Genomic DNA, 23795 nt, shown 5'->3' with positions numbered 1-23795 from the left:
AGCCTGCAGCGCGCGTCGCACATTGCGGCATGGCGGGCGTCCCGGCCCACCTGCGTGGCCGTGGCGGGCCACGCCATGGCACTGCATGGCTGCAGGCAGCGTTGGGCTGAGCTTCCGCGCTCATGCGATGCCCCGCTCCGCAGGGCGCATCGGATCACAGCTTATAGCGCAGCCCCTGCGGCCATCGGCAATGCGAGGTGGCTGCCTTGCCCCCCGCACCTGCCACGGCTCTCGCCCACGCGCGAACTCCAATCGCGATACACACCCAATACCCCGCAGCGCCGCCCCCCCCGGCAGGCCGTCGACAAGACGCGAAGCCTGCGTGAACCGCATGCCTTGTCGCGCGGCTCCCCCTTCGCAAGTCGATTGCGCGCCCACCCCTGCGCACGCCTGCGATTGCAGCGAAGAACAGCCATCTCACATGCCATGTTTCCAACGTGAATCACGCGCCCGCGCGAGCCTGCAGCCCCCTGCACACAAGGGTTTGCAGGGAGTGTCTGTGAAACCTGCAGGCACTCTCGCGGCCCTGGCGTACTTTGCAATGTTTCGATCCGGAAACGTTGCCTCGGCAGAAGGCGTTCTCATCCGTCAGTCTGGCCGTCACCGGAAAAAAGGGAGCGAAGCAGCCAGGAGGACTACCGACTGCGACGAATGCCGATCTTCGGCGCGAACGTTGCCTCATGCTTTTGGATGAAATTGCCGCCCTCTTTCGTCAGCGCGGCCCACTTGAGCACTTCCCGCGATCTAGGACATCTGTAGCGGGGTCCGGAATGGCTTGCAAGACCCGCGTTTCCACCCAGCAACGAAGCGTGGCCGAAAAGCCGCTTGCAGGCCCGCCGAGCCTGCGGCCACCGCGCATCGCTACCCGCAAACCCTTGTGGCACAACGGTTTCCACTGGCCTGGCCTGGCGTTTGCCTATGTCAGGCACGCGGCACCGCAGTCCTGACTGCCGCGATGCCGGCGCAACGTTCGCCGGCATCAGTTCCAGAAAGATAAGGGGAGTTTCACCATGCCAGTCGCACGCCAACCTGCGATGCCACACCGGAATATCGGCCACGCTGCTGCTGCCAGGGGCACCAGCAGCGCGCAGTTCCGTTGCATGGCGCGTGCAGGCCATGTGCAGCACGCCGCGCGGTGCATGCATGCGTCGGCACAACGCCGGCTGCAGTCACGCAACCCACGCGGTGTGCACGGCGGTCCCGGCCAGTGGCCATTTCACGCCTGCGCAATCTGCGCGCCGCCCTGCTGCCGGATTTCCAAGCATTGATATCAGATGCCGTTGTTGCCCTATCTGCAGTTCCAAAGTTCTGCAGTGCTTGTTCCCAACCAAAGGAGTTTGTCATGCAAAACCTGACCACCATGATCAAGCAGTTCATCCGTGATGAAGACGGTGTGACCGCCATTGAATATGGCCTCATCGCCGCACTCATCGCAGTTGTCATCATCGTTTCGGTGACGCTTATTGGCACGAACCTGAACCTCATCTTCAAATACATCGGCGATACCCTCACCAACGCCGTACCGGCCTGATAGCCGATCCGCACGCATGGCCGCCCTGTTCCGGACGGCCATGCGGCACGGACTCCCGCTCGACACGCCAACACAGACACCGGAGACGCCAAATGCCGAAGCTCCTCGCCAGGTCAAAAGATTTTTTGCGCGACGACTGGGGTGTCTCCTCTATCGAATACGCATTGCTCGGCAGTCTGATCGCAATGGCAATTGTCGTTTCCGTCGCCACGCTCAGCAATGCCGTGAAAGCCATGTACGAGTTGATCGCCTCCAGGATGCCCTGATCTATCCGACCAGCGCACGCCCCGGACACAACCCAAGCTACCTTCCACTATCGCCATGCAAGCCGCCACTGCCCTCGCCCCCCTCGTTGGCCCCGCCACGATCGGCATCGTGCTCACAGCCGCGGCCATCGACCTGGACCGCCGCCGCATTCCCAACTGGCTGACCTTCGGCGCCTGGATCGCTGCGCTGCCCTTGATGGCAACAATTCATGGCCCTGCCGCCGGTTCGCTGGCGTGGCTCTATGGCTGGACGGTGGGCCTGGTGCTGTTTCTGCCGTTCTATCTGATGCGCGGCATGGCGGCCGGCGACGTCAAGCTGATGGCAGCCGTGGGTGCCTGGCTCGGCGGCAGCATGGCGCTGAAGATCGCACTGGCAACCTGCGTGATTGGTGGGGCCTGGGCGTTGGTACAGGTGCTTGCCACAGGACAGGGACGCTCGACCCTCGCCCGAGTGGGCCACATGCTGATCGCCGCCCTGGTGCCGGGTTCCCGGCCGGTGCAACCGCAAGCCGAGGCGTCAGCCGGCTCCATGCCTTACGGCGTAGCGATTGCCGCCGGGACGCTGACGATGCTCTTTGCCGGCACATGACACAAGCCACAAGCGACACAACGCGCCGACCAGTCACGGGCGCCTGCAGGAACGAGAACACACTGACCAGCGAACAGGGGATGGCAATGAACGAGCATCACGACTCAGGTCACGCACCACGGCTCCTTGAGCCCGTCGCGACCGGCAGGAATGTCCATGCCGAGCATGGCACGCTGCCGGTGCCGCCCTGGCACGTGCTGCCGCGCACGATTGCCGATACCGGCCTGGAGATCGCACAGTTGCTCGGGCTGCTGATGAAGGCCGCCTACCAGCACCGCACCGTCACGCTGGCAGTACTGACCGACACGCTCAAGCTGCCGGCACTGGTGGTCAATGAAATCGCGGCCGTCGCCGTGCGCGAGCGCCTGCTGGAGATCGCGCACCGCGGCGCCAGCGACCTGGATGTGCGCTTCCGGCTCACTGACGCCGGCTATACCCGCGCGGCGGAAGCCTCGGCGCGCTGCAGCTATGTCGGCACTGCGCCGGTCACGCTGGATGCGTACCTCGATGCCATCAAGCGCCACTCGGTCAACCAAGCTTCCGTGACCAAGGCGGACGTTACTGCCGCCTTCCATGACCTGGTGATCCCGGTCCATCTGCTCGACGCAATCGGCATGGCGCTGAACACCTGCCGCGCGCTGATGATCTACGGCCCGCCCGGAAGTGGCAAGACTTACCTGGCGCAGCGCCTGGGCACGCTGCTGCCTGGCGCGGTACCAGTGCCGCATGCCATCACCGTCGCCGGCGAAATCATCCAGGTGTTCGATCCGCTGGTCCATGTGCCGTTCGACGACAGCGAAGCCTCGCTGGCGCGCCGCTCGCTGGACCGCCGCTGGGTCCTGTGCCATCGCCCGGTGGTGCTGTCCGGCGGCGAGCTGACGCTATCCATGCTGGACCTGCGCTATGACCGCGTCTCCGGCTTCTACCAGGCGCCTCCTCACATGAAGGCCAACAATGGCATCTACATCATCGATGACCTGGGCCGCCAGCTGGTTGGCGTCAGCGACCTGCTGAACCGCTGGATCGTGCCGCTGGATCGCAGCATTGACATGTTCACGCTGCAAACCGGCGTGCGCTTCTCGGTGCCGTTCGATGTCTGGCCAGTGTTCTCGACCAACCTCGAACCGTCGGAGCTGGGCGACGACGCCTTCCTGCGCCGGCTCGGCAGCAAGCTCTACGTGGGCCCGCTGTCGGTCGACGACTACCGCGAAGTCTATCAACGCACCGCCGCTGGCTTCGGACTGACCAGCACGGATGCGATGTTCGATTTCCTGGTCGACAGCCTGCACTACGCCAGCGATACGCCGCTGCTGGCCTGCATCCCGCGCGACCTGCTGCGCCTGGTGGACTCGGGCGTGCGCTACCACGGCCATGCCGCACAGGTTACCGAGGCAGGCCTGGTGTCTGCATGGCAAGGCTACTACGGGCTGCGCGCTTCGGCCGATGCCATGCCATCGCTAGGCGCTGGCCATCGATGGTCGGATGACCATCGCGCCGCAAGCTGAACTGCACCACCGAACCATCGGACAACTGTAGGGGGAGAATCATCATGAAAAACACACGCGCAATCCTGATGCTGCTGATTGCCCTCGTCGCCGGCGTGGCGGCAGTGGTATCCGCGTCGCGATGGCTGGTCCAGCAGTCGTCCAGCTCGGTCAGGCAGGTGGTCGTCGCCGCCAACGACCTCAACCTCGGCCAGCCGCTCAACGGCAGCCAGCTGCGCATTGTCAGCTGGCCGACAGGCAGCGTGCCGCCCGGCGCGTTTGAGGACATGAAGGCGCTGGAGGGCCGCGTGGTCCGCACCAGCCTGCAGCGCGGCGAGCCCGTCCTCGACGCCAAGCTGGCGCCGGTGGGCACCAAGGGTGGATTGTCCGCCGTGATCAATGACGGCAAGCGTGCCATCACGGTCCGCGTCAACGACGTGGTGGGCGTGGCCGGCTTCGCGCTGCCGGGCAACTACGTCGACGTGATCGTCAATACCAACGAAGAAGCCAAGACCACGCAGAGCGGCAGCATCTCGAAGATCGTGCTCGAGAAAATCCTGGTGCTGGCGGTAGCGCAACAGGTCAGCCGCGACGACACCCAGCCCAAGGTGGTCAATGCGGTGACGCTGGAAGTCACGCCCGAACAGGCCGAGAAGCTCGACGTGGCGCGTAGCGTCGGCACGCTGTCGCTGGTGCTGCGCAACCAGCTGGATGTGGCCGACATCAGCACCGGCGGCGCCACCAAGGGAACGCTGCTTGGCAAGACACCGGAGGCACCGGCCAAGGTGGTGACCAAGACCGAGACGCGCACCGTAGTCAAGACTCGTACGGTAGCGGCGGCGCCCGCACGCTCGGGCAATTGCATCGGCGTGCTGGCAGGCATGCAGGGTGGCGTCGAGTGCTTCTGAGCACCTACGCCAGCCATCCAACAAATTCTGAGCTGCAACAGCCTCTCCGGGGGGAGATTCAAAATGAACCAGAAACGATCCGAAGCTGCAGGCGGCACCCGCATCCTGGTGCTGGCCGCCATCCTCTGCACGCCGCTGGCTGCTGCGGCGCAGGCCGCCATTGAGGCTGGCAACCTGACCAAGGCAACCGCACCGGCTGCCGCCAAGGCCCCCCAGGGCCCGATGCAGATGACCATCAGCATGACGCCCGGAGCCGCCGCACCGGCCGCGTCGGCTCCGCCCGTGACTTCAGGCGAGGCGCGCGGGCCCAACTGCACCGGCGCGATCCGCAGCGAATCCAGCGTGATGGTGGCGGTCGGCAAGTCACAGCTGATCACGCTGCCGGAGCCGGTTCGCAACCGCACGCTGGGCAATCCCGCCGTCGTGCAGGCCACCATGGTGTCGCCGCAGACGCTCTACGTGCTGGGCCGCACGGTGGGCACCACCAACATGATTGTGCAGGGCCGCAGCGGCAGCTGCACCATCATCAACGTGGTGGTCAATGCCGATGCGGGCGGCCTGCAGACCTCGCTCGGCCAGCTGTTGCCCGGCGAGCCCGGCATCCGCGTCATGACCGCGGCCGATAACCTGGTGCTGACCGGCAGCGTCACCAACGCGCAGGCCGCACAGCAGGCAATGGAGATCGCCCAGGCCTACGCCAACGCTGCGCACAGCGGCGACGGCAACGGCAACGGCAACAAGAAGGGCAGCGTGCTGAACATGCTGTCGGTCGACACACCGCAGCAGGTGATGCTGGAAGTGAAGGTGGCGGAGGTGTCCAAGACGCTGCTGAACCAGCTCGGTTCCGCGGTGAATCTTCAGGGCGGCTTCGGGTCCTGGAGCGGCGGTCTGGTAACGTCGTTGCTGACCGGCGCGTCGGCGGCCTTTTTCGGCAGCAAGGCCAACAACAGGCCATTCGAGTTCGCCATCGATGCGCAGAAGAACGACAGCCTGGTCAAGATCCTGGCCGAGCCGAACCTGGTCACCATCAGCGGCCAGGAAGCTAGCTTCCTGGCGGGCGGCAAGATCTATATCCCGGTGGCGCAGTCCAACGTGCTGAACGGGGCCGGCACCGTCACGCTGCAGGAGGAAGAGTTCGGTGTGGGCCTGAAGTTCACGCCCACCGTGCTGGCCAACGGCCGCATCCACCTGAAGGTCGCGCCGGAAGTGTCCGAACTGTCGCCCACGGGCGCCACCATCCGTGGCGGCACCCTGGCAGGCCAGACCATTCTGCCGGTGATCACCACCCGCCGCGCCTCCACCACCGTGCAGATGCGCGACGGCGAGAGCTTCGCCATCGGCGGTCTGCTGACCGACAGCGCGCGCGGCTCGCTCAAGGCGCTGCCGGGTGCTGGCGAAGTGCCGGTGCTGGGCACGCTGTTCCGCAGCACGCAGTACCAGCAGGACCTGTCCGAGCTGGTGTTCATCATCACGCCGCGCCTGGTCAAGCCGATGCAGACCAGCAACTACCCGCTGCCGACCGACAGCTTCTCCACGCCCAACCCGCTGTCGCTGTACTTCATGGGCAATATGGAAGGCGACGGCAAGCGCGCGCCGCAACCCGCGCCGGCGCCGTCGCAGCCCGCCGCGCCGGCCGCAGCGCCCGCCACGCCGCCTACGGCACCGCGCAGCGAAGGCACGCCCAACACCTCGGTCTCTGCCGTGCCGAATGGCAAGCCTCTGGATGAGCCTGCGCCGGCTACGCGGGAACCAGTTGCCGGCGCCAGCAAGCTTCCTGCCCTGCCAGCCCCGGCGCTCGCCCGCAACACGGTGGCCGCGCCGCCGGCCGAGGACACCACCGCGCGCATCGCCCGCATCGAAGCCACCGCCGCCCGCCTGGCCCAGGCCAGGGCCGCCGCTATGGCCGGCCGCACCGCATCGGGCGGCAACTGATCCGCCGCGCCACCAGCAGAACCGGAGAACGACCATGAACAAGACACCGAAGCTTTCGCGCAGCGCCACCGTCGTGGTGCTGGGTAGCCTGGCCTGCCTGGGCCTGTCGGCCTGCATGACCTCAACGCCGGTATGGGACGGCCAGCGCGGCGTCGCGCTGGCCACCGTCACGCAGATGCAGATCATCAATCCCGACGCGCCTGCCGGCCTTCCGACCGTCACCGGCACCGACGGCAAGACCGCCGTGGCGGCGATGAAGAACTTCGACCGCTCGCTGTCAAAGAGCCAGCAAGGCGGCGCCCCCTCCATGACCATCGATTTCGGCGCAGGCGGCTATGGCGGCGTGGGCGTGGGTGGTGGCGGCGGCAGCCGCTGAGCACCGGAACCGCGGGAGGCGATCATGTCTACATCGGGCTTCGCACGACCCAGGCTGATACGGCGCGCGCGCCAGCGTGGCGCAGTTGCCATCATCGTCGGGCTGTCGCTGGCAGTGCTGATCGGCTTTGTCGGGCTGGCACTTGATCTGGGCAAGCTCTATGTAACCAAGAGCGAGCTGCAGAACAGCGTCGATGCTTGCGCGCTGGCTGCTGCGCGCGACGTAACGGGGGCCACGCCGCTGCTCGTGTCCGAGGCGGCCGGCCTCACAACGGGCACAAGCAACGCCGCCCTGTTCCAGGGCAAGGCAGTGGAAATGTTTGAGAACCTCAACGTCTCATACAGCGACACACCTGACAATACCTTCTACACCAAGGACAAGGTGCCGTACTCGCTCGACAAGGTCAAATACGTGAAATGCACGGCCGAGCGCACAGGTATTGCCCACTGGTTCATCCAGGTCCTCAACGCGCTGCCAGGCATGGATATCAAGCCCAGCACCGTCAATGCCATGGCTGTCGCGACCACTACCAGCGCCCAAACCGCCTGTGCCATCCCGGTCTATATCTGCACGCCGCAAACGGCGAATCCGGTGAGAACCGCTTACAACCGGGGCGACTGGATCAAGTCCAAGGACGAGTCGGATCCGTACGGTCCCGGCAGCTTTGGCTGGGCTGACCTTTCGCCCCCGGGAGGCGGCGCCTCCGAACTGGCAGACCTCCTTGCCGGCAGCGGACAGTGCGACCTGTCGGTAGTGGGCTCCAAGGTTGGCCAGCCAGGCGGCATCTCAGCGCTGATACCGGCGTGGAATACCCGCTTCGGTATCTATACCGGCTCTTACAAGGGGCCGGAGAATGGCGCGCCGGACTTTGCGGGCTATGCGTACAGCGTCACGACATGGAATCCGCCCAACGGCGGCAACGCCTACGCGGATTTCATCCAGAAGCGGGGCGCCAACGAACCGTACCAGACCGATGCGAACAGCGGGCTGAAGACCAAGGGCACGCCGTCGACCAAGCTGGTCCACCAGGCTGGCGCCGACCGCAGGCTGGTACAGGTACCAGTGGTGAACTGCAATGACCTTGCCGCTACCAAGCAAGCCACGGTGGACTCCTGGGCTTGCATGCTGATGGTGCAACCCATGCAGGAGCCCAGCGTAAAGGATGTGACTTACATCGAGTACCTTGGCGATTCGAAGGATCCAACCAGCCCGTGCGCGACTCAGGGCGTGCCCGGATCCAGCACGGGTGCTGGTCCCCGCGTGCCGGTGCTGGTGCAATAGGAGCCGATCATGAAGCGATGCAGGCAACGCAGGTGCAATCGACGCGGAGCGGTCGCCGTGGAGTTCGCGCTGATCCTGGTGCCCTTGCTTATGCTGGTGACCGGGGTGGCGGAGTTCGGGCGCGCCATCTACCAGTACAACGCCCTGGCCAAGGCCACGCGTGATGCGGCACGCTTCCTGTCGCAGTACGCGCCCAGCGAGCCGAATTACCCGCTGGACCAGGCGAAATGCATTGCCGTCTATGGCAAGACCACCTGCAGCGGCACGGTACTTGTGAAAGGCCTCAGCCCGTCGATGGTAGTCGTCTGCGACCGCGTTGAATCGACCGGCTGCGGCGGCAAGCAGTTTGCCAACGTCCCCATCTATGAAGGCGGAGGCAGTTCAGGCACGCCGGCGGGCACCATCAACCTGGTTGAAGTGAAGATCTCGGGCTTTACCTACTCGCCAATCCAGTCCTACCTCAATGTGGGAGCCCTGGCGTTCTCCGATATCGCAACGGTAATGAGGCAGGTGCTATGACTCCAATCCGTGCCATGCACCAGCGTTCACGCCAGGCCGGCGCAACCGCCATCGAGTTCGCCCTGGTTGCCAGCATCTTCTTCATGCTGCTGATCGGCATTGCAGAATTTTCTCGCGTGCTGTTTTACTGGAACACCGCCGGCGAAGCCACCCGACTGGGTGCACGCATCGCGGTGGTGTGCGACGTCACAGACACAGCCATCAAGGACAGGATGACGTATCTGATGCCCTTGCTGAAGGACACCAATATCCAGGTCGCCTACGAGCCAAGTGGCTGCGACGCCGACGCCGACACCGCGCGCAATTCTTGCCGCTCCGTCACCGTCAGTGTGGCTGACGTCTCGGTCAAGACCTTCATTCCGGTCGTTCCGATCACGGTATCGATGCCTCCGTTCTCCACCACGCTGCCGCGGGAGAGCCTTGACTCTGCCACCAGCGGCAAGATCTGCAACTAGCGCGCATGAACCAGGAGCACACCATGCTCAGAATTCTGATCGTTTCCGAAGACGCCGACCGGCTGGCCGAGATCAACCGGCTCAGCACCGTAGTTGGCAACTTCCAGGCCATGACGCTGCAGGAAGGCCTGTCTCGTTTCCCGTTCCATGCCAGCCGGCTGCGCATGGCCGACCTGCTCATCCTGGAACTGCCGGCCATCAATGCCTCGCAGATGCACGCCATCGAGACCCTGCGCCAGCAACACCCTGAACTGCCCTGCATCCTGATCACGCAGGCACCCAGCTCCGAGGTGCTGATCAAGGCCATGCGTGCCGGCATCCGCGATGTGCTGTCGTGGCCGCTGGACAAGGGGCAACTGGCCGAGGCGCTCAAGCGCGTGGAAGTCGGCCACGTGCCGCGTGCGCAAGAAACCGGACAGGTGATTTCGGTAATCTCGTGCAAGGGCGGCGCGGGTACCAGCTTCGTGGCGGCCAATCTGGGCGACGCGCTGGCCCGGCACCTTGACAAGCGCGTGCTGGTGGTGGACCTAAACCGGCACTTCGGCGACCTGACCTATATCGTCAGCGACAAGACCCCGCCCTCCACACTGCCCGATATCTGCAGCCAGATCGACCGTATGGATGCCGCCTTCCTGGAAGCCTGCCTGGTGCATGTGGACAACGGCTTCGACGTGCTGGCGGGTGCGGCCGATCCAATCAAGGCCAGCCAGATCCAGAAGGACAAGCTGGAGTGGATCCTCTCGGTGGTGCAGCCGGCCTATGACTTCGTGATCTTCGACCTGGGCCAGAGCATCGACCCGTTGTCGATCGGCATGCTGGATCACAGCGACCGCATCTGCGTGGTGGCCGAGCCAGCCCTCTCTTTCGGCCGACCGGGCCGTCGCCTGCTCGATATCCTGCGTGCGCTGCACTACCCCACCGACAAGGTCCGCCTGGTGCTGAACCGCACCGGCCGCAAGAACGAGATGCCGCGCGCAACGATGGAGGAGATCTTCGGCATGAAGGCCGCCTTTACCCTGCCCGACGACCCCGCTGCCGTGGATGAGGCCGTCAGCCACGGCGAGCCTGTCGCCAAGCTGAGCCGGCGCAGCGCCATGGCGCGCGCGCTGCAGGCCATGGCCACGCAGCTGTGCGCCACGCCGGAAGCCGAGCGGCGCAGCAGGCCCGAATCGGTATCGCCGCTGCGCAGGCTGATGCTGCGCGCGCGGAGCACCTGAATACCCTGACAACGGCCAGCCTGGGCGGCGGCCAACCGAAGCCGATAACGAGGAGTTCATCATGTCCATTCGCGAGCAGCTGGCCAATGCCGGGCCTGCCTTCACTGCCAACGGCCACGCCGCAATCCAGTTTGCGACGTCGGCAGCCTCCGTGTCGGGCGGCTACCACCAACTCAAGCGCGACGTGCACGAGACCGTGCTGGACCGCGTGGAGCTGGAGCGGCTGGCGCGCTATCCGCAGGAGCAGGTGCGACAGGAGATCGCTGCACTGGTCAACCTGATCATCGACGAACAGAAAGTGCTGCTCAACGAAAACGAGCGGCGCCAACTGACGGTTGAGATCTACGACGAGATGTTCGGCTTCGGCCCGCTCGAGCCCCTGCTTCATGACCCCACCGTGTCGGACATCCTGGTCAACACCGCACGCCAGACCTATGTGGAGCGGCGCGGCAAGCTGGAACTGACCGACGTGGTGTTCTACGATGACGCGCACCTGATGAAGGTGATCGAGAAGATCGTGTCGCGCGTGGGGCGCCGCATCGACGAGACCAGCCCGATGGTCGACGCACGCCTGCCCGACGGCTCGCGCGTCAACGCCATTATCCCGCCCTCTGCCATCGACGGGCCGCTGCTGTCGATCCGCCGCTTTTCCGTGAATCCGCTGCAGGTGTCCGACCTGGTGAACCTGCGCAGCCTGACGCCGCCGATGGCGCAGCTGTTGCAGGCGCTCTCGCAGGCCAAGGTCAACGTGCTGGTGTCGGGCGGCACCGGCAGCGGCAAGACCACGCTGCTGAACATCCTGTCGGGCTTTATCCCGGAAGACGAGCGCGTGGTCACCATCGAGGATGCGGCCGAACTGCAGCTGCGCCAGCCCCATGTGCTGCGGCTGGAAACGCGACCACCCAATATTGAAGGCAAGGGCGAGATCACCCAGCGCGCACTGGTGCGCAACGCACTGCGCATGCGCCCCGACCGCATCATCCTGGGCGAAGTGCGCGGCGGCGAGGCGCTGGACATGCTCAACGCAATGAACACCGGCCACGAGGGCTCGCTCACCACGATCCACGCCAACACCCCGCGCGACGCGCTGACGCGCCTGGAGAACATGGTCAGCATGGCCGGCCTGACCATGCCGGCCAAGGCCATGCGGCAGCAGATCTCCTCGGCCATTACGGTGATCGTGCAGGCGGCGCGCATGACCGACGGCCGGCGCAAGATCATCAGCATCCAGGAGATCACCGGCATGGAGGGTGACATCATCAATATGCAAGAGATCTTCACCTTCCAGCGCACGGGCGTGGACAAGGATGGCACGGTCCGCGGCAATTTCCGGGCGACCGGGGTCTATCCCAAGTTTGCCGAGCGGCTGCGCGTGTTCGGCGTGGGGCTGCCGGATGAGACCTATGACCCGGCCAAGCGCTTCGAAGTCTGATCCGCCTGGCACGATACAACAGCAAACAATCCCGGGGAGCTACACATGAGCACGATCTTCTACGCCTTCGGCATCCTGCTGTTCGTGGCCGTGGTGCTCTGCGTCGAGGGCATCTACCTGTGGTGGAGCAACGCCCATGGCCCCGCGGCCAAGCGCATCGAGGCGCGGCTGCGGGCGCTGTCGGCGGGCGGACATGTCAGCGCAGAGCAGTTGTCGATCCTGAAGAAGCGCATGCTGGCAGGCTCGCCGCGCTTGCAGAAGTGGCTCATGAGCGTGCCCCGCGTGGGCGCGCTGGACCGGTGGCTGGAGCAATCCGGCAGCACCTGGTCGGTGGCGCAACTGCTGGGCTACTGCGCGATGGTGGCGCTGTGCACGGTGGCACTGATTCCGCTGTTGCCGATCCCGGTACCGCTGGTGCTCGCCGGCGCGGCGCTGGCCGCCCTGCTGCCAGTGCTGCATGTGATGCGCCAGCGCGCCAAGCGGATCAAGCGGATGGAGGCACAGCTGGCTGATGCCGTCGACATGATCAGCCGTTCCCTGCGCGCCGGGCACTCATTCAGTGGCGCGCTCGGCATGGTCGGGCAGGAAATGAAGGCCCCGATCGGGCCGGAGTTCCGCACCACCTTCGAGGAAATCAATTATGGCGTGGCACTGGACGAGGCCATGACCAACCTTGCCATCCGGGTACCGGTGGGCGACCTGCGCTATTTCGTCATCGCGGTGCTGATCCAGCGTGAAAGCGGCGGCAACCTGGCGGAGATCCTCGACACCATCGGCACGATGGTGCGCGAGCGGCTGAAGCTGTTCGACAAGATCCGTGTGCTGTCGGCGGAAGGCAAGATGTCCGCGTGGGTGCTGGGGCTGTTGCCCTTCGGCACTGCCGGGCTGATTCTGGTGGTGAATCCAGGCTTCATGAAGGTGCTGTGGGAGGACCCGATTGGCTTGCGCATGATCGGCGGCGCGCTGGTATCAATGACCTTCGGTGTGCTGTGGATGCGCAAGATCATCCGTATCCGGGTATGAATGTGCAGCGTGCGGTTCCACAAGTACATGCAGTGCTCGAAGAAGCAGGGCTTGGACAGCTATCCTGACGGGAGTCCATCATGCAAGGCATTATCCAGGGGTTTCAGGCGGACCAGTTTGTCGTGCTCGCGCTGATCTTCGTGGCGGCGTTCGGCACGGTGTTCGGGGTGCTCTACGTGTTCTCGCCCAACCGCTTGCGGGGGCGGGCGGAGCAGATTGCAGGCCAGGCGGGTCAGCTCGGGGCTGATCCTGGCAAGCAGAATCCGCTATACGAAAAGCTGGTGCAATGGGCGCAGCCGGTATCGCGGCTGTCACTGCCCAAGGAGGGGTGGGAGAGCTCGCAGCTGCGCGTGCGCTTCATGAACGCCGGCTGGCGCAATGCCAGTGCCGCACCGCTGTACTTTGCGGCCAAGACCGTTCTGGCCATCGCCCTGCCGATGATCGGGCTGCTGGCAGCCGCCGGCCAGCCCAGCCTGCAGGACCGGAATATCATGTTCGCGTTGCTGGCAGTGCTTGGGGCAATCGGCTACTACCTGCCCAACGTCGTTCTCGCGCGCAAGGTCGCGCAGCGCCAGCGTACGGTGTTTGAAGAGTTTCCGGACGTGATCGACCTGCTGACCGTCTGCGTGGAGGCCGGCCTCGGGCTCGATGCAGCGCTGATGCGCGTGGCCGACGAGCTGGCGCTGCGCTGCCCGGTGCTGGCCGATGAGCTCCAGCTGATGCTGCTGGAGCTGCGCTCGGGCTTCTCGAAGGAAAAGGCGCTGTCGAACCTGTCGCTGCGTACAGGCGTGGAGGACGTGGACAAGTTCGCCTCCATGCTGATCCAGGCCGACCGCTTCGGCACCAGCCTGGGCGAGTCCCTGCGCGTGCTGTCCGACATGCTGCGCACCAAACGCCGCATGCGGGCCGAGGAGCAAGCCGCCAAGATCGCGCTCAAGCTGTTGTTCCCGCTGATCTTCACCATCTTCCCGTCGCTGTTGCTGGTGCTGCTCGGGCCAGCCTTTATCCAGATCTATCGCGTCCTACTGCCGACCATGGCCGGACAGGGAGGGTAATACTTCCGGGAAACCGTGATCGTTTCCCCCGGCTGTCTCCCGGTGCAATGCCGGCTAGACAGTCACTTGCCCGGACCTGGTTCCGGGCTTTTTTGCTTTTCGTCGGGATTCGCGGGACTTGACCAGACGGGCTGGCTTATTAAGAATGCAGGCAATTACCCGCCGCCGTAGCGGCCCATGCAGCGAGCCCCATGCGCCTCCGGAGTCCCCATGAAGCTACGCATCCTGAGCGACCTCCACATCGAGCACAACATGCCGCAGTCCGTGCCTGCCTGCGATGCCGACGTCGTGGTGCTGGCCGGCGACATCGCCAACGGGCGCGACGGCATCGACTGGGCCGCGCGCACCTTCAGCCAGCCGGTGGTCTATGTGCCCGGCAATCACGAATACTACGAAAGCAACTTCGATACCGTGGACCACCTGATGGCCGAAGCCACCGAGGCGCACCCAGGCATACAGGTGCTCAATGGCACCGTGGCCGAATTCAATGGCGCGCACGGACGGGTACGCATCATCGGCACCACCTGGTGGACTGACTACACCCTGTTCGGCACCGACCGGCGCGATGACGCGATGCAGGCTTGCGCGGCTGTGATGCTGGATCACCGCCTGATCGAACTCCACGGCGACGACGGCCGTCCGCGGCATTTCACGCCCCAGGACGCGCTGGCGCGCCACCAGGCCGCGTCGGCCTGGCTGGCGGCGCAACTGGCGCAGCCCTACGATGGCAAGACCGTGGTGGTCACGCATCACGGCCCCGACCTGGGCAGCCTGGACCCGCGCTACTCGCACGACCTGGTCTCGGGCGGCTTCCTGTCGCGCCGGCCCGACCTGGTAGCAAAGGCGGACCTGTGGATCCACGGCCATACCCACACCAGCTTCGACTACTGCATCGACGATTCGCGCGTGGTCTGCAACCCCCGCGGCTACGTCAGCCGCCGCACCGGCGAGCTGGAAAACAAGCGCTTCGACTGGTGCTGCGTGGTTGTGGTCTGACGCGCGCCGGAGCCGGCCTCAGCCCTTGCCGCGCGCATCCCTCAGTTGTAGTTGAAATTGACCGTTGCCACGCTGTCGACCGTGCCTGGCGTGACCGGGCCTACCCGGTAGTACCTCACCCCCAACGGAATGGCCATGGTCATTGCCGCGCCGACATTGCCCATGCCGACATCGGCGTTGAGCGGCAGCGGGGTGCCCGCCGGGCCGCCATTCAGCATCTGCAGGCCAACGCCTTGCGCCGAGCCGTTGTTCCGCAGGACGCTGCCCACGGCGGTGGCATCGCCGCTGATGTTCATCGTGACGATCGACTGGGTGACGCAATTCTCGAGAGTGAGCCCGAATCTCGTCGCGCCCGCGGTCGAGCCGATGGTGGGCAGGGACGAGGCGCTGATCTTGGGCAAGGTAATGACCTGGTTCGCCGTGCCGGCGCTGAGGTTGCAGCTTGGCGGAATGAAGCGGAAGGTCACTGGCGAAGTCATTTGCTCGCCGAACTGGGCCGTCCACGGCCCCGGTCCCGAGCCCCCCGTCCAGCTGTCCTGGTAGCCGAAGCGCATCAGGCTGTCACTGAACGTGCCGCTGGTCAGCACCGTGCTGGTCCGCACCAGGTCCAGCCGGAACCGGAAGGTCTGGGTCGAGGTGCCCAGCGGCATCGTGCAAGGCACCCCGCCCGAAGCCGCCCCCATGCAGTTGGCGCCGAAGTTGTCGCCGCCGTTGGTGCCGTAGCTGGTCGGTGCAATCAGGTTGCCGTCGGGCATGTACATGCGATAGCCCAGTCCCGGCATGGCGGTGGCAAAGGTCTGCTGCGAGATCGAAGTCGCCACCAGCGGCGTCTGCGGCGTGTAGTTCAGGGCCCAGCCATTGGTAGATGGATGCCGCAGTCCGGTGTCGTCGCACGTCACCGTTACGGTAATGGTGGCGCTGGAGATCACCTGGCCGATGCCGGTGGTCTTGCTGATGCTCACCGTGGCCGGCAGGAACGGCGAGGTCACGGTGGTTCCCATGCAGGCAGCATGCGCCTGGGCGTATGCCAGGCACATGAGTGCCGCGCAGGCAAGCACCGAAGGCACGCGCCTGATGCACGCGGTGGCATGAACCAGCCAGCGTCGTGGCGATGTAGTGATTTCGTTTTCCATGGCAGCCATGCTAGGAGGTGGGTTGATCCGGGATTTGCCCGCGGGTTCAATAGGCGGCGATTAGAAATGTAGCCGGCGCCTTCCGCTCCACAAATAGGGCAAGCCTTAGATCAGGGTGAGAGTTTTCTGCGCTCGTGCATGGCAAGGCGCGAGCGTCGCGCTGCCCGGAACGAAAAAACCCCCGCGGGCTCGCACCCGCGGGGGTTTTCCAAGACAGCCTGCCCGTGAGGGCAGTCGGTCGGCGATGAATTACATCATGCCTTCCATGCCGCCCATGCCGCCCATGCCGCCCGGCATTGCCGGAGCCGATTCTTCCTTCGGCGATTCGGCAACTGCGCAGTCGGTGGTCAGCATCAGCGAAGCCACCGAAGCGGCGTTCTGCAGTGCGGTGCGGGTGACCTTGGTCGGGTCCAGCACGCCCATTTCCACCAGGTCGCCGTACTCGCCCGAAGCGGCGTTGTAGCCGTAGTTGCCCTTGCCTTCGATAACCTTGGCAACGACCACCGAAGCTTCTTCACCGGCGTTCAGCACGATCTGGCGCAGCGGCTCTTCCATGGCGCGCAGCACGATCTTGATACCGGCGTTCTGGTCGGCGTTTTCGCCGGTCAGTGCCGAGATCGCAGCGCGGGCACGCAGCAGGGCCACACCACCGCCGGGGACGATGCCTTCTTCCACCGCAGCGCGGGTGGCGTGCAGGGCGTCTTCCACGCGGGCCTTCTTTTCCTTCATTTCGACTTCGGTGGCAGCGCCAACCTTGATCACGGCAACACCGCCGGCCAGCTTGGCCACGCGCTCTTGCAGCTTCTCACGGTCGTAGTCCGAGGTCGCTTCTTCGATCTGGGCGCGGATTTGCTTGACGCGGCCTTCGATCGCAGCTGCGTCGCCGGCGCCGTCGATGATGATGGTGTTTTCCTTGCCGATCTCGATGCGCTTGGCCTGGCCCAGGTCGTTCAGGCCAGCCTTTTCCAGCGTCAGGCCGATTTCTTCAGCGATGACGGTGCCGCCGGTCAGGATGGCGATGTCTTCCAGCATGGCCTTGCGACGGTCGCCGAAGCCCGGGGCCTTGACGGCGGCGGTCTTCAGGATGCCACGGATGTTGTTGACCACCAGGGTCGCCAGGGCTTCGCCCTCGACGTCTTCAGCGACGATCAGCAGCGGGCGGCCGGCCTTGGCCACTTGCTCCAGCACCGGCAGCAGGTCGCGGATGTTGCTGATCTTCTTGTCGAACAGCAGCACGAACGGGTTGTCCAGCTGGACAACCTGCTTTTCCGGGTTGTTGATGAAGTACGGCGACAGGTAGCCGCGGTCGAACTGCATGCCTTCCACGACTTCCAGCTCGTCGGCCAGCGACTTGCCGTCTTCAACCGTGATCACGCCTTCCTTGCCGACCTTGTCCATGGCTTCGGCGATGCGCTCACCGATGGAGGTGTCGCTGTTGGCCGAGATCGCGCCAACCTGGGCGATTTCCTTGCTGGTGGTGGTGGGCTTGCTGACCTTCTTCAGCTCTTCCACGGCGGCGGCAACAGCCTTGTCGATGCCGCGCTTCAGGTCCATCGGGTTCATGCCGGCGGCAACGAACTTCATGCCTTCGCGCACGATCGACTGGGCCAGCACGGTAGCGGTGGTGGTACCGTCACCGGCGTTGTCGCTGGTCTTGGAAGCCACTTCCTTGACCATCTGGGCGCCCATGTTCTGCAGCTTGTCCTTCAGCTCGATTTCCTTGGCCACGGACACGCCGTCCTTGGTCACGGTCGGGCCGCCGAAGCTGCGCTCCAGCACCACGTTGCGGCCCTTCGGGCCCAGGGTCACCTTGACTGCGTTGGCGAGGATGTTCACGCCTTCGACCATCTTGGCACGTGCGGCGTCGCCGAACACTACGTCTTTAGCTGCCATTCTTGAATCTCCTGAAATCTGTACGGGGTGGCGGTCAGTTGGTGAATTACTTGTTCACCACGGCCATGATGTCTTCTTCGCGCATGACCAGCAGTTCCTGGCCTTCCACCTTCACGGCCTGGCCGGCGTACTTGCCGAACAGCACGCGGTCACCGACCTTGACGTCGAGGGCGATGTTGTTGCCCTTGTCATCCTTCTTGCCAGGACCGATTGCCAGCACTTCGCCTTGATCGGGCTTCTCGGCAGCGTTGTCGGGAATCACGATACCGGACGCGGTCTTGGTTTCGTTGTCCAGACGCTTCACGATCACGCGGTCGTGCAAAGGACGCAGATTCATACGGACTCCTAGATACAAAGTGAGTTTTTGATCACAAATCGGCCGGCTACCGAGGCGACGGCCGTCAGAAATGTTCAGGTGTCGCAGGAGGCTGTTAGCACTCACCCCTGACGAGTGCTAATTATAGGGACGGGGTAGGGGCATTTCAAGACGCGGGTGTGATGCGGGTTTTCCCGAGGAGCGGTTGATGCCTTGCGCGGCATGGGCTCCCGGCCGGCAACGACCCGCCTGTAGGAATAATCCCGGCACCCATTCGGGCGTGTGCCTGACAGCGCAACGTGGTGCCGCTACCTAGACTGGGCTTGTCGCCGCGCGCCCGTCTTGGCCGGATGTACGGCGTACGCCGCGCCGAGCGCTTCCGTTGCCGGCGCCTCCGACAGCGACTCTGGAGGTATTCCATGGATACGAAACAGCCTGCTCGCCTTACCCGAATCGCCAGCGTGATTGCCGCAGGCCTGGCTGGCCTCAGCTGCGCTGCGGCCATTGCCCAGACAACCGCCACCCCCGCTACCCCGGCCACGCCGGCAACCCCTGCTGCCCAGGGCATGCCCGCGACCCCGGCGATGCCGGCAACCTCTGCCACGCCGGCAGGCGCCCAGGGCGTGCCGCCCGGCATGACCCAGATCGAACCGCCGAAGGACCCGCTGGTGGAACGCCGCGAGGCGCGCCAGAAGGCCGCCGCCGAGTACAAGGCCAAGAAGAAGGCGGCCAAGGGTGAGTACAAGGAAGAAGTCGGCGCTGCCAAGCAGGAGCGCAAAGTAGAGAACAAGGCAGCCGATGCAACGGCCAAGCAGGAAATGGCCGCACCAAAGCAATAGCGCCAGCCTTTGCGAGACGGGTGGCCGGGATCAGCCGGCCACCTTCTTCGTGCCAGACATACCCCTCCCGTTTGCCCTTCGGCAGCATCCGGACCCTGGCGGCTTGCAAGAGGCAGGATCGCGCCTAGACTCGATACGAGCGAGTCGTGCGCCTTTCTGCCCGGCTTGCCATCTGCGCCATGTCCGCTGCCCACCCACGCCACTGGTTCGCAGGCCTTCTCCTGTCCGGCCTGGTGGGCGCACTCAGCCTGTGCAGCACGTTTGCCGTAGCGCAGCAGAAGCCGGCGCCGGCGTCCGCGCCCGTTGCGGCCCCCGCGGCGAAAGCCGCAACCGGCAAGGCAGATGTCGCCAGGCCGCGCGGCCTCAACCTGGCCAACAAGCCGCGCATGGGCGACTTCGATGTGATGGTCAACAGTCGCGTCATCCGCGTGCTGGTGCCTTACAGCCGCACCCTCTACTTCAGCGACAAAGGCCACGAGCGCGGAATTACCGCAGAACTGGTGCGGGAATTCGAGCGCTACCTGAACAAGACCTACACCAATCGACTTGGCAAGCGCCCGCTCACCGTCATCATCATCCCCACCACGCGCGACCGGCTGCTGCCCGACCTGGCGGCGGGCCTGGGCGATATCGCCGCCGGCAACCTGACCGAGACCGAGGCCCGGCTGAAGCTGGTCGACTTTGCCGCGCCGCGCGACCGCAAGCCGGTGCGCGAGCTGATCGTGACCGGCCCCAAGTCGCCGGCGCTGAAGAGCCTGGACGACCTGGCGGGCAAGACCGTCCACGTGCGCCGCGCGAGCAGCTACTACGACAGCCTGACTGCACTGAACAACCGCCTGCGCCAGTCCGGCAAGGCGCCGATGAAGCTGGTGCTGCTGCCCGATGCCCTTGAAGACGAGGACGTGCTCGAGATGCTGAACGCGGGCCTGCTGGAGATCGTCGTGGTCGACGACTGGAAGGCCGCAATGTGGGCGCAGATCCTGCCTGACATCAAGGTGCGCCAGGACCTGGCGGTGCGTGAAGGCGGCTATGTCGGCTGGGCCTTCCGCAAGGACAGCCCGCAGTTGCGGCAGGTCATTGACGATTTCTATGTCAATTACGTCAAGAAGCAGGGCATGGCGGAATACCTGATCAAGCAATCCATGCGCCGGGTCAAGCAGATCAAGAACAACACCGAGGACGCCGAATACAAGCGCTTCCAGCAGACCGTTGCCTTCTTCGAGAAGTATGGCAAGGACTATGGCTTCGACCCGCTGATGCTGGCGGCACAGGGCTTCCAGGAGTCACAGCTCAACCAGCAGGCGCGCAGCCGCGTGGGCGCCGTCGGCATCATGCAGATCATGCCCGCCACCGGCAAGGAACTGAACGTGGGCAATATCCAGATGGTCGAGTCCAACATCCACGCCGGCGCCAAGTACATGGACCGGCTAATGACGAAGTACTTCCCCGACGCGCATTTCTCGGAATCCAACCGGCCGCTGTTCGCCTTTGCCAGTTACAACGCCGGGCCCGGCAATATCGCCAAGATGCGCAAGGAGGCTGCGGCGCGCGGGCTGGATCCCGACAAGTGGTTCAACAATGTCGAGATCGTGGTGGCGGAGAAGATCGGCATCGAAACCACCACCTATGTGCGCAATATCTACAAGTACTACGCGGCCTACCGGCTCACGCAGGACCGGGAGGCCGCGCGTGAGCGGGCACTGAAGGAAGTCCGGAAGTAGCCCGGCCACGCCGCAAGGATCAGTCGGCCAGTCCGCTGGCGTCGATATAGCCCAGTGCCTCGGTCACGGCGCGGCGCGCCTTGAGCACGTAGCAAACGCGGCGCTCCTGGATCGACAGCGCCAGCACATCGGCCTGCACCAGTTCCAGGAACACGTGGCCGGCGCGCGCCAGGCTCAGCCGTGCGACCTGCGCCAGGTCGGTGGCCGGCAGGCCCGCCTCGCCGGCCTCCAGCAGCGCCCGGCAGATCCGGATCCGCGCGGGCTCGGTCATCAGCGCAAGGGTCAGCGTACTTTCCTGGGTCTCCATGATCACACCTCGGTCTCCGGGCACGCCCCCGGTCCGCGAAACGCGGCGGCAGGGCGGTGCTGGCGTATTTTTTTCCGCGCTGTTCCTTGCGCGCAGTTTTTCCCGTTCTACGCGGCTCGCCGCGCAAACGCAATAGGGTGGAGCCACGGCCCGGCAAAGACTGGTGCGATTACAACAAATAGCGCGTGCCAGCCGCATTCGGGGGATGCGCGATGCGGCTGCACCTCCCCTTCGGCGGCCGGCTGCGGTCAGACCATCAAGCCATCACAAACGGCAATTGCCGCTGGCGCTTGCCCGTCAGCGTGAACAGCGCGTTCGCCACTGCCGGCGCGATCGGCGGCACGCCCGGCTCGCCCAGGCCGGTGGGGTTCTCCTGCGAGGGCACGAAGAACACGTCCACCACCGGCGCATCGGTGATGCGCGGCGGCGGATAGTCCGGGAAGTTGCTGTTCTTCACGGCGCCGTTCTCGATCTCGATGGCAAACCCCGGCTTGGTCATGGCCAGCCCAAAGATGCAGGCACCCTGGATCTGGGCCTCGGCGGACATCGGGTTGACCACGCGGTTGGCATGCACGCCGGCGGTGACGCGGTGCACGCGCGGCTCGCCCTTCACCACCGAGACGTCGACCACGTAGGCCACCACGGTGTTGAACGACTCGTGCACGGCCACGCCCCAGGCATGGCCCTTGGACAGCTTGCGCTTGCCATAGCCGGACTTGTCCACCGCCAGCTGCAGCGCGGCGCGGTGGCGCGCGTGCTTCTTCTCGTCGAGCCGGGCCAGGCGGAATGCCACGGGGTCCTGCTTCGAGGCTGCGGCCATTTCATCGGCCAGCGTTTCCTTGACGAAGGCGGTATGCGTATTGCCCACCGAGCGCCACCACAGCACCGGCACGTCCACCTGCGGATGGTGCACCGACATCTGCAGCGGCAGGTCATAGTCATTCTCGACGATGCCTTCGGTCATGGTGGCGTCGACGCCGTTCTTGACCATGAAGGGCTCGAACGGCGTGCCCTTCAGGATCGACTGACCGACGATGGTGTGCTGCCAGCCCACCACCTTGCCCTGCGCATCCAGCCCGATGCGGGCGCGGTGCAGATGCAGCGGTCGGTAGTAGCCGCCGCGGATATCGTCCTCGCGGCTCCACACCACCTTGAGCGGCTCGGTGTGGCCGGCGGCTACCCAGGCCTTGAGCACGTTGGCCGCTTCCACGATGTAGTCCGAGGTCGGCACCGCGCGCCGGCCGAAGCCACCGCCGGCCATCATGGTGTTGAGCACCACCTTGTCCGGCGCCAGCCCCAGCGTGCGCGCCACCGCGGCCTGGTCGACGGTCTGGAACTGCGAGCCCACCCAGACCTTGACCGACTGCACCTTGCCGCCGGCCACTTCCGGCTGCAGCGTGCAGTTCAGCGGCTCCATCGGCGCGTGCGCCAGGTACGGGAAGCGGAAGTCGGCCTCGATCTTGCGCGCGGCACCGTTGATGGCCGAGCCGATATCCCCGCTCCCCGCGCGCGCCACCGTGCCGGGCTGGCCGGCCAGCCTTGCGTATTCGTCGAAGAGCGCCTGCGACGACACCTTCGAGCCCGCGTCTTCCCACTGGATCTCGAGCGCATCGCGGCCCATCTTGGCCGGCCAGTAGCCGCTGGCAATCACCGCCACGCCACTGCCGCCGCGGTCGACCGGCACCTGCAGCACGCCGCGCACGCCCTGCACCGCGCGCGCCTTGTCGGCGCTGAAGCTCTTGACCTTGCCGCCAAAGCGCGGCGGGCGCGCCACCACGGCCACCACCATGCCCTTCAGGTGCGTGTCGATGCCGAACGGCGTGGTCGCGTCCATCTTGCCGCGCGCATCCAGCCGCGGCGTGGGCTTGCCGACGATACGGAACTGCGACGGGTCTTTCAGCGTAACCCGCTGCGGCACGGGCAGCTCCATCGCCGCCGGCGCCAGTTCGCCGAAGGTGGCCCGGTGGCTGCCGGACGTGACCACGCCCTGCTCCACCTTGCAGCTGGCCGGATCGACCTTCCATTGCTGCGCGGCAGCCGCCACCAGCATGGCGCGGGCGCGCGCGCCCAGTTCGCGGTACTGCTGGAACGAGTGGTTCAGCGCGGTGGAGCCGCCGGTCATCTGCATGCCGAAGCCAGGGTCCTTGTACGGATCGCCGGCCGGCGCCAGCGTGGCGCGCACGTTGCGCCAGTCGGCGTCCAGCTCTTCGGCCAGCGCCATCGGCAACGCGGTGTGCACGCCCTGGCCGAATTCGAGCCGGTTCACGGCCACAGTCACGGTGTTGTCCGGCGCGATGATCAGGAATGCCTGCGGCGCCGGCGGCGGCGCCTTGGGCTTGGCGCCCTCCTGTGCCTGCACCAGCGGGGCCACGCCCAGCGCCAGGCCGCCGCCGGCGAGGCCGGTCAGCTTCAGGAAACTGCGGCGGTCCAGCGTGGCCACGCCGGTGTTCGGACGCGCTTCGCCGCTATTGCCGGCCTGGCCGCCTGCCAGGGCTTCGATGCCTCGGATACGCATATTGGTT

Annotated in this window: 22 protein-coding genes; 17 read left to right on the top strand and 5 right to left on the bottom strand. The window is 65.4% G+C overall.

Annotated elements, in window-relative coordinates; all coding sequences use genetic code 11:
* Nucleotides 1-1342: 1342 nt before the first annotated feature.
* The 15 genes from AC3WQZ_RS26870 (at nucleotide 1343) to AC3WQZ_RS26800 (ending at nucleotide 15064) form a co-directional block, all read left to right on the top strand.
* Entirely contained in the window at nucleotides 1343-1531 is a 189-nt protein-coding gene (locus tag AC3WQZ_RS26870; protein WP_010813030.1) for a Flp family type IVb pilin, read from the top strand.
* A 92-nt stretch (nucleotides 1532-1623) separates the two neighbouring features.
* Entirely contained in the window at nucleotides 1624-1797 is a 174-nt protein-coding gene (locus tag AC3WQZ_RS26865) for a Flp family type IVb pilin (RefSeq protein ID WP_010813031.1), read from the top strand.
* Nucleotides 1798-1852: 55 nt separating this feature from the next.
* Nucleotides 1853-2386, top strand: coding sequence for an A24 family peptidase (locus AC3WQZ_RS26860; protein WP_492301586.1), 534 nt, complete (start codon nucleotides 1853-1855; stop codon nucleotides 2384-2386).
* An 86-nt stretch (nucleotides 2387-2472) separates the two neighbouring features.
* Nucleotides 2473-3891 carry a DUF8689 domain-containing protein gene (locus AC3WQZ_RS26855; RefSeq protein ID WP_010813033.1) on the top strand — a complete coding sequence of 473 codons (1419 nt, stop codon included), beginning with the start codon at nucleotides 2473-2475 and terminating at the stop codon, nucleotides 3889-3891.
* Nucleotides 3892-3935: 44 nt separating this feature from the next.
* A complete protein-coding gene (gene cpaB / locus AC3WQZ_RS26850) occupies nucleotides 3936-4778 on the top strand; it encodes a Flp pilus assembly protein CpaB (RefSeq protein WP_492301585.1) in 843 nt (280 codons plus the stop codon).
* Nucleotides 4779-4841: 63 nt separating this feature from the next.
* Nucleotides 4842-6710, top strand: a complete 1869-nt coding sequence (locus tag AC3WQZ_RS26845) for a type II and III secretion system protein family protein (RefSeq protein WP_492301584.1) — start codon at nucleotides 4842-4844, stop codon at nucleotides 6708-6710.
* A 34-nt stretch (nucleotides 6711-6744) separates the two neighbouring features.
* Entirely contained in the window at nucleotides 6745-7086 is a 342-nt protein-coding gene (locus AC3WQZ_RS26840; RefSeq protein ID WP_492301581.1) for a hypothetical protein, read from the top strand.
* Between the two features lie 24 nt (nucleotides 7087-7110).
* The gene (locus tag AC3WQZ_RS26835) at nucleotides 7111-8367 is read left to right on the top strand and encodes a pilus assembly protein TadG-related protein (protein WP_492301580.1); all 1257 of its coding nucleotides are present in this window, start codon (nucleotides 7111-7113) and stop codon (nucleotides 8365-8367) included.
* 9 nt (nucleotides 8368-8376) lie between these two features.
* Nucleotides 8377-8886, top strand: a complete 510-nt coding sequence (locus AC3WQZ_RS26830) for a TadE family protein (RefSeq protein ID WP_492301579.1) — start codon at nucleotides 8377-8379, stop codon at nucleotides 8884-8886.
* Nucleotides 8883-9341, top strand: coding sequence for a TadE/TadG family type IV pilus assembly protein (locus tag AC3WQZ_RS26825; RefSeq protein ID WP_010813039.1), 459 nt, complete (start codon nucleotides 8883-8885; stop codon nucleotides 9339-9341). The genes AC3WQZ_RS26830 and AC3WQZ_RS26825 overlap by 4 nt, the downstream gene beginning before the upstream one ends.
* A gap of 23 nt (nucleotides 9342-9364) precedes the next feature.
* Entirely contained in the window at nucleotides 9365-10558 is a 1194-nt protein-coding gene (locus AC3WQZ_RS26820) for a CpaE/TadZ family protein (protein WP_010813040.1), read from the top strand.
* A 61-nt stretch (nucleotides 10559-10619) separates the two neighbouring features.
* On the top strand, nucleotides 10620-11990 hold the full coding sequence (locus AC3WQZ_RS26815) for a TadA family conjugal transfer-associated ATPase (RefSeq protein ID WP_010813041.1): 1371 nt from the start codon (nucleotides 10620-10622) through the stop codon (nucleotides 11988-11990).
* Nucleotides 11991-12035: 45 nt separating this feature from the next.
* Nucleotides 12036-13013: a type II secretion system F family protein gene (locus AC3WQZ_RS26810; protein ID WP_492301577.1), complete on the top strand. Its 978-nt coding sequence runs from the start codon at nucleotides 12036-12038 to the stop codon at nucleotides 13011-13013.
* An 80-nt stretch (nucleotides 13014-13093) separates the two neighbouring features.
* Nucleotides 13094-14068 (top strand): type II secretion system F family protein, encoded by a 975-nt coding sequence (locus AC3WQZ_RS26805; RefSeq protein WP_492301574.1) that lies wholly within the window; start codon nucleotides 13094-13096, stop codon nucleotides 14066-14068.
* 210 nt (nucleotides 14069-14278) lie between these two features.
* Nucleotides 14279-15064 carry a metallophosphoesterase gene (locus AC3WQZ_RS26800; protein WP_492301573.1) on the top strand — a complete coding sequence of 262 codons (786 nt, stop codon included), beginning with the start codon at nucleotides 14279-14281 and terminating at the stop codon, nucleotides 15062-15064.
* Nucleotides 15065-15105: 41 nt separating this feature from the next.
* Here AC3WQZ_RS26800 and AC3WQZ_RS26795 read toward each other — a convergent pair whose 3' ends face one another.
* The 3 genes from AC3WQZ_RS26795 to groES form a co-directional block, all read right to left on the bottom strand.
* Entirely contained in the window at nucleotides 15106-16065 is a 960-nt protein-coding gene (locus AC3WQZ_RS26795) for a fimbrial protein (protein ID WP_011614663.1), read from the bottom strand.
* A 381-nt stretch (nucleotides 16066-16446) separates the two neighbouring features.
* Nucleotides 16447-18090, bottom strand: coding sequence for a chaperonin GroEL (groL, locus tag AC3WQZ_RS26790; protein WP_010813046.1), 1644 nt, complete (start codon nucleotides 18088-18090; stop codon nucleotides 16447-16449).
* Nucleotides 18091-18136: 46 nt separating this feature from the next.
* Entirely contained in the window at nucleotides 18137-18427 is a 291-nt protein-coding gene (groES, locus tag AC3WQZ_RS26785; RefSeq protein WP_010813047.1) for a co-chaperone GroES, read from the bottom strand.
* 398 nt (nucleotides 18428-18825) lie between these two features.
* Here groES and AC3WQZ_RS26780 point away from each other — a divergent pair, with 398 nt between their 5' ends.
* Nucleotides 18826-19245: a hypothetical protein gene (locus tag AC3WQZ_RS26780; protein WP_492301570.1), complete on the top strand. Its 420-nt coding sequence runs from the start codon at nucleotides 18826-18828 to the stop codon at nucleotides 19243-19245.
* 179 nt (nucleotides 19246-19424) lie between these two features.
* The gene (locus tag AC3WQZ_RS26775) at nucleotides 19425-20966 is read left to right on the top strand and encodes an MltF family protein (protein ID WP_492301568.1); all 1542 of its coding nucleotides are present in this window, start codon (nucleotides 19425-19427) and stop codon (nucleotides 20964-20966) included.
* Between the two features lie 19 nt (nucleotides 20967-20985).
* Here AC3WQZ_RS26775 and AC3WQZ_RS26770 read toward each other — a convergent pair whose 3' ends face one another.
* Complete coding sequence (locus tag AC3WQZ_RS26770; RefSeq protein WP_037023964.1) at nucleotides 20986-21273, bottom strand: hypothetical protein; 288 nt, start codon at nucleotides 21271-21273, stop codon at nucleotides 20986-20988.
* A 256-nt stretch (nucleotides 21274-21529) separates the two neighbouring features.
* Entirely contained in the window at nucleotides 21530-23788 is a 2259-nt protein-coding gene (locus AC3WQZ_RS26765) for a xanthine dehydrogenase family protein molybdopterin-binding subunit (protein WP_011614660.1), read from the bottom strand.
* Nucleotides 23789-23795: the final 7 nt, after the last annotated feature.

This window comes from Cupriavidus sp. FW305-26 (assembly GCF_058787975.1).
This window is presented reverse-complemented; position numbering and strand designations above follow the sequence as displayed.

What these genes read in the sequence shown, in the direction of transcription:
- AC3WQZ_RS26770 (WP_037023964.1), bottom strand. Translation starts at nt 21,273, where the DNA reads ATGGAGACCCAGGAAAGTACGCTGACCCTTGCGCTGATGACCGAGCCC.
- AC3WQZ_RS26795 (WP_011614663.1), bottom strand. Translation starts at nt 16,065, where the DNA reads ATGGGAACCACCGTGACCTCGCCGTTCCTGCCGGCCACGGTGAGCATC.
- AC3WQZ_RS26780 (WP_492301570.1), top strand. Translation starts at nt 18,826, where the DNA reads ATGGATACGAAACAGCCTGCTCGCCTTACCCGAATCGCCAGCGTGATT.
- AC3WQZ_RS26845 (WP_492301584.1), top strand. Translation starts at nt 4,842, where the DNA reads ATGAACCAGAAACGATCCGAAGCTGCAGGCGGCACCCGCATCCTGGTG.
- AC3WQZ_RS26765 (WP_011614660.1), bottom strand. Translation starts at nt 23,788, where the DNA reads ATGCGTATCCGAGGCATCGAAGCCCTGGCAGGCGGCCAGGCCGGCAAT.
- AC3WQZ_RS26820 (WP_010813040.1), top strand. Translation starts at nt 9,365, where the DNA reads ATGCTCAGAATTCTGATCGTTTCCGAAGACGCCGACCGGCTGGCCGAG.
- AC3WQZ_RS26810 (WP_492301577.1), top strand. Translation starts at nt 12,036, where the DNA reads ATGAGCACGATCTTCTACGCCTTCGGCATCCTGCTGTTCGTGGCCGTG.
- AC3WQZ_RS26855 (WP_010813033.1), top strand. Translation starts at nt 2,473, where the DNA reads ATGAACGAGCATCACGACTCAGGTCACGCACCACGGCTCCTTGAGCCC.
- AC3WQZ_RS26805 (WP_492301574.1), top strand. Translation starts at nt 13,094, where the DNA reads ATGCAAGGCATTATCCAGGGGTTTCAGGCGGACCAGTTTGTCGTGCTC.
- AC3WQZ_RS26840 (WP_492301581.1), top strand. Translation starts at nt 6,745, where the DNA reads ATGAACAAGACACCGAAGCTTTCGCGCAGCGCCACCGTCGTGGTGCTG.
- AC3WQZ_RS26865 (WP_010813031.1), top strand. Translation starts at nt 1,624, where the DNA reads ATGCCGAAGCTCCTCGCCAGGTCAAAAGATTTTTTGCGCGACGACTGG.
- AC3WQZ_RS26860 (WP_492301586.1), top strand. Translation starts at nt 1,853, where the DNA reads ATGCAAGCCGCCACTGCCCTCGCCCCCCTCGTTGGCCCCGCCACGATC.
- AC3WQZ_RS26775 (WP_492301568.1), top strand. Translation starts at nt 19,425, where the DNA reads ATGTCCGCTGCCCACCCACGCCACTGGTTCGCAGGCCTTCTCCTGTCC.
- cpaB (WP_492301585.1), top strand. Translation starts at nt 3,936, where the DNA reads ATGAAAAACACACGCGCAATCCTGATGCTGCTGATTGCCCTCGTCGCC.
- AC3WQZ_RS26825 (WP_010813039.1), top strand. Translation starts at nt 8,883, where the DNA reads ATGACTCCAATCCGTGCCATGCACCAGCGTTCACGCCAGGCCGGCGCA.
- AC3WQZ_RS26830 (WP_492301579.1), top strand. Translation starts at nt 8,377, where the DNA reads ATGAAGCGATGCAGGCAACGCAGGTGCAATCGACGCGGAGCGGTCGCC.
- AC3WQZ_RS26870 (WP_010813030.1), top strand. Translation starts at nt 1,343, where the DNA reads ATGCAAAACCTGACCACCATGATCAAGCAGTTCATCCGTGATGAAGAC.
- groL (WP_010813046.1), bottom strand. Translation starts at nt 18,090, where the DNA reads ATGGCAGCTAAAGACGTAGTGTTCGGCGACGCCGCACGTGCCAAGATG.
- AC3WQZ_RS26835 (WP_492301580.1), top strand. Translation starts at nt 7,111, where the DNA reads ATGTCTACATCGGGCTTCGCACGACCCAGGCTGATACGGCGCGCGCGC.
- AC3WQZ_RS26800 (WP_492301573.1), top strand. Translation starts at nt 14,279, where the DNA reads ATGAAGCTACGCATCCTGAGCGACCTCCACATCGAGCACAACATGCCG.
- groES (WP_010813047.1), bottom strand. Translation starts at nt 18,427, where the DNA reads ATGAATCTGCGTCCTTTGCACGACCGCGTGATCGTGAAGCGTCTGGAC.
- AC3WQZ_RS26815 (WP_010813041.1), top strand. Translation starts at nt 10,620, where the DNA reads ATGTCCATTCGCGAGCAGCTGGCCAATGCCGGGCCTGCCTTCACTGCC.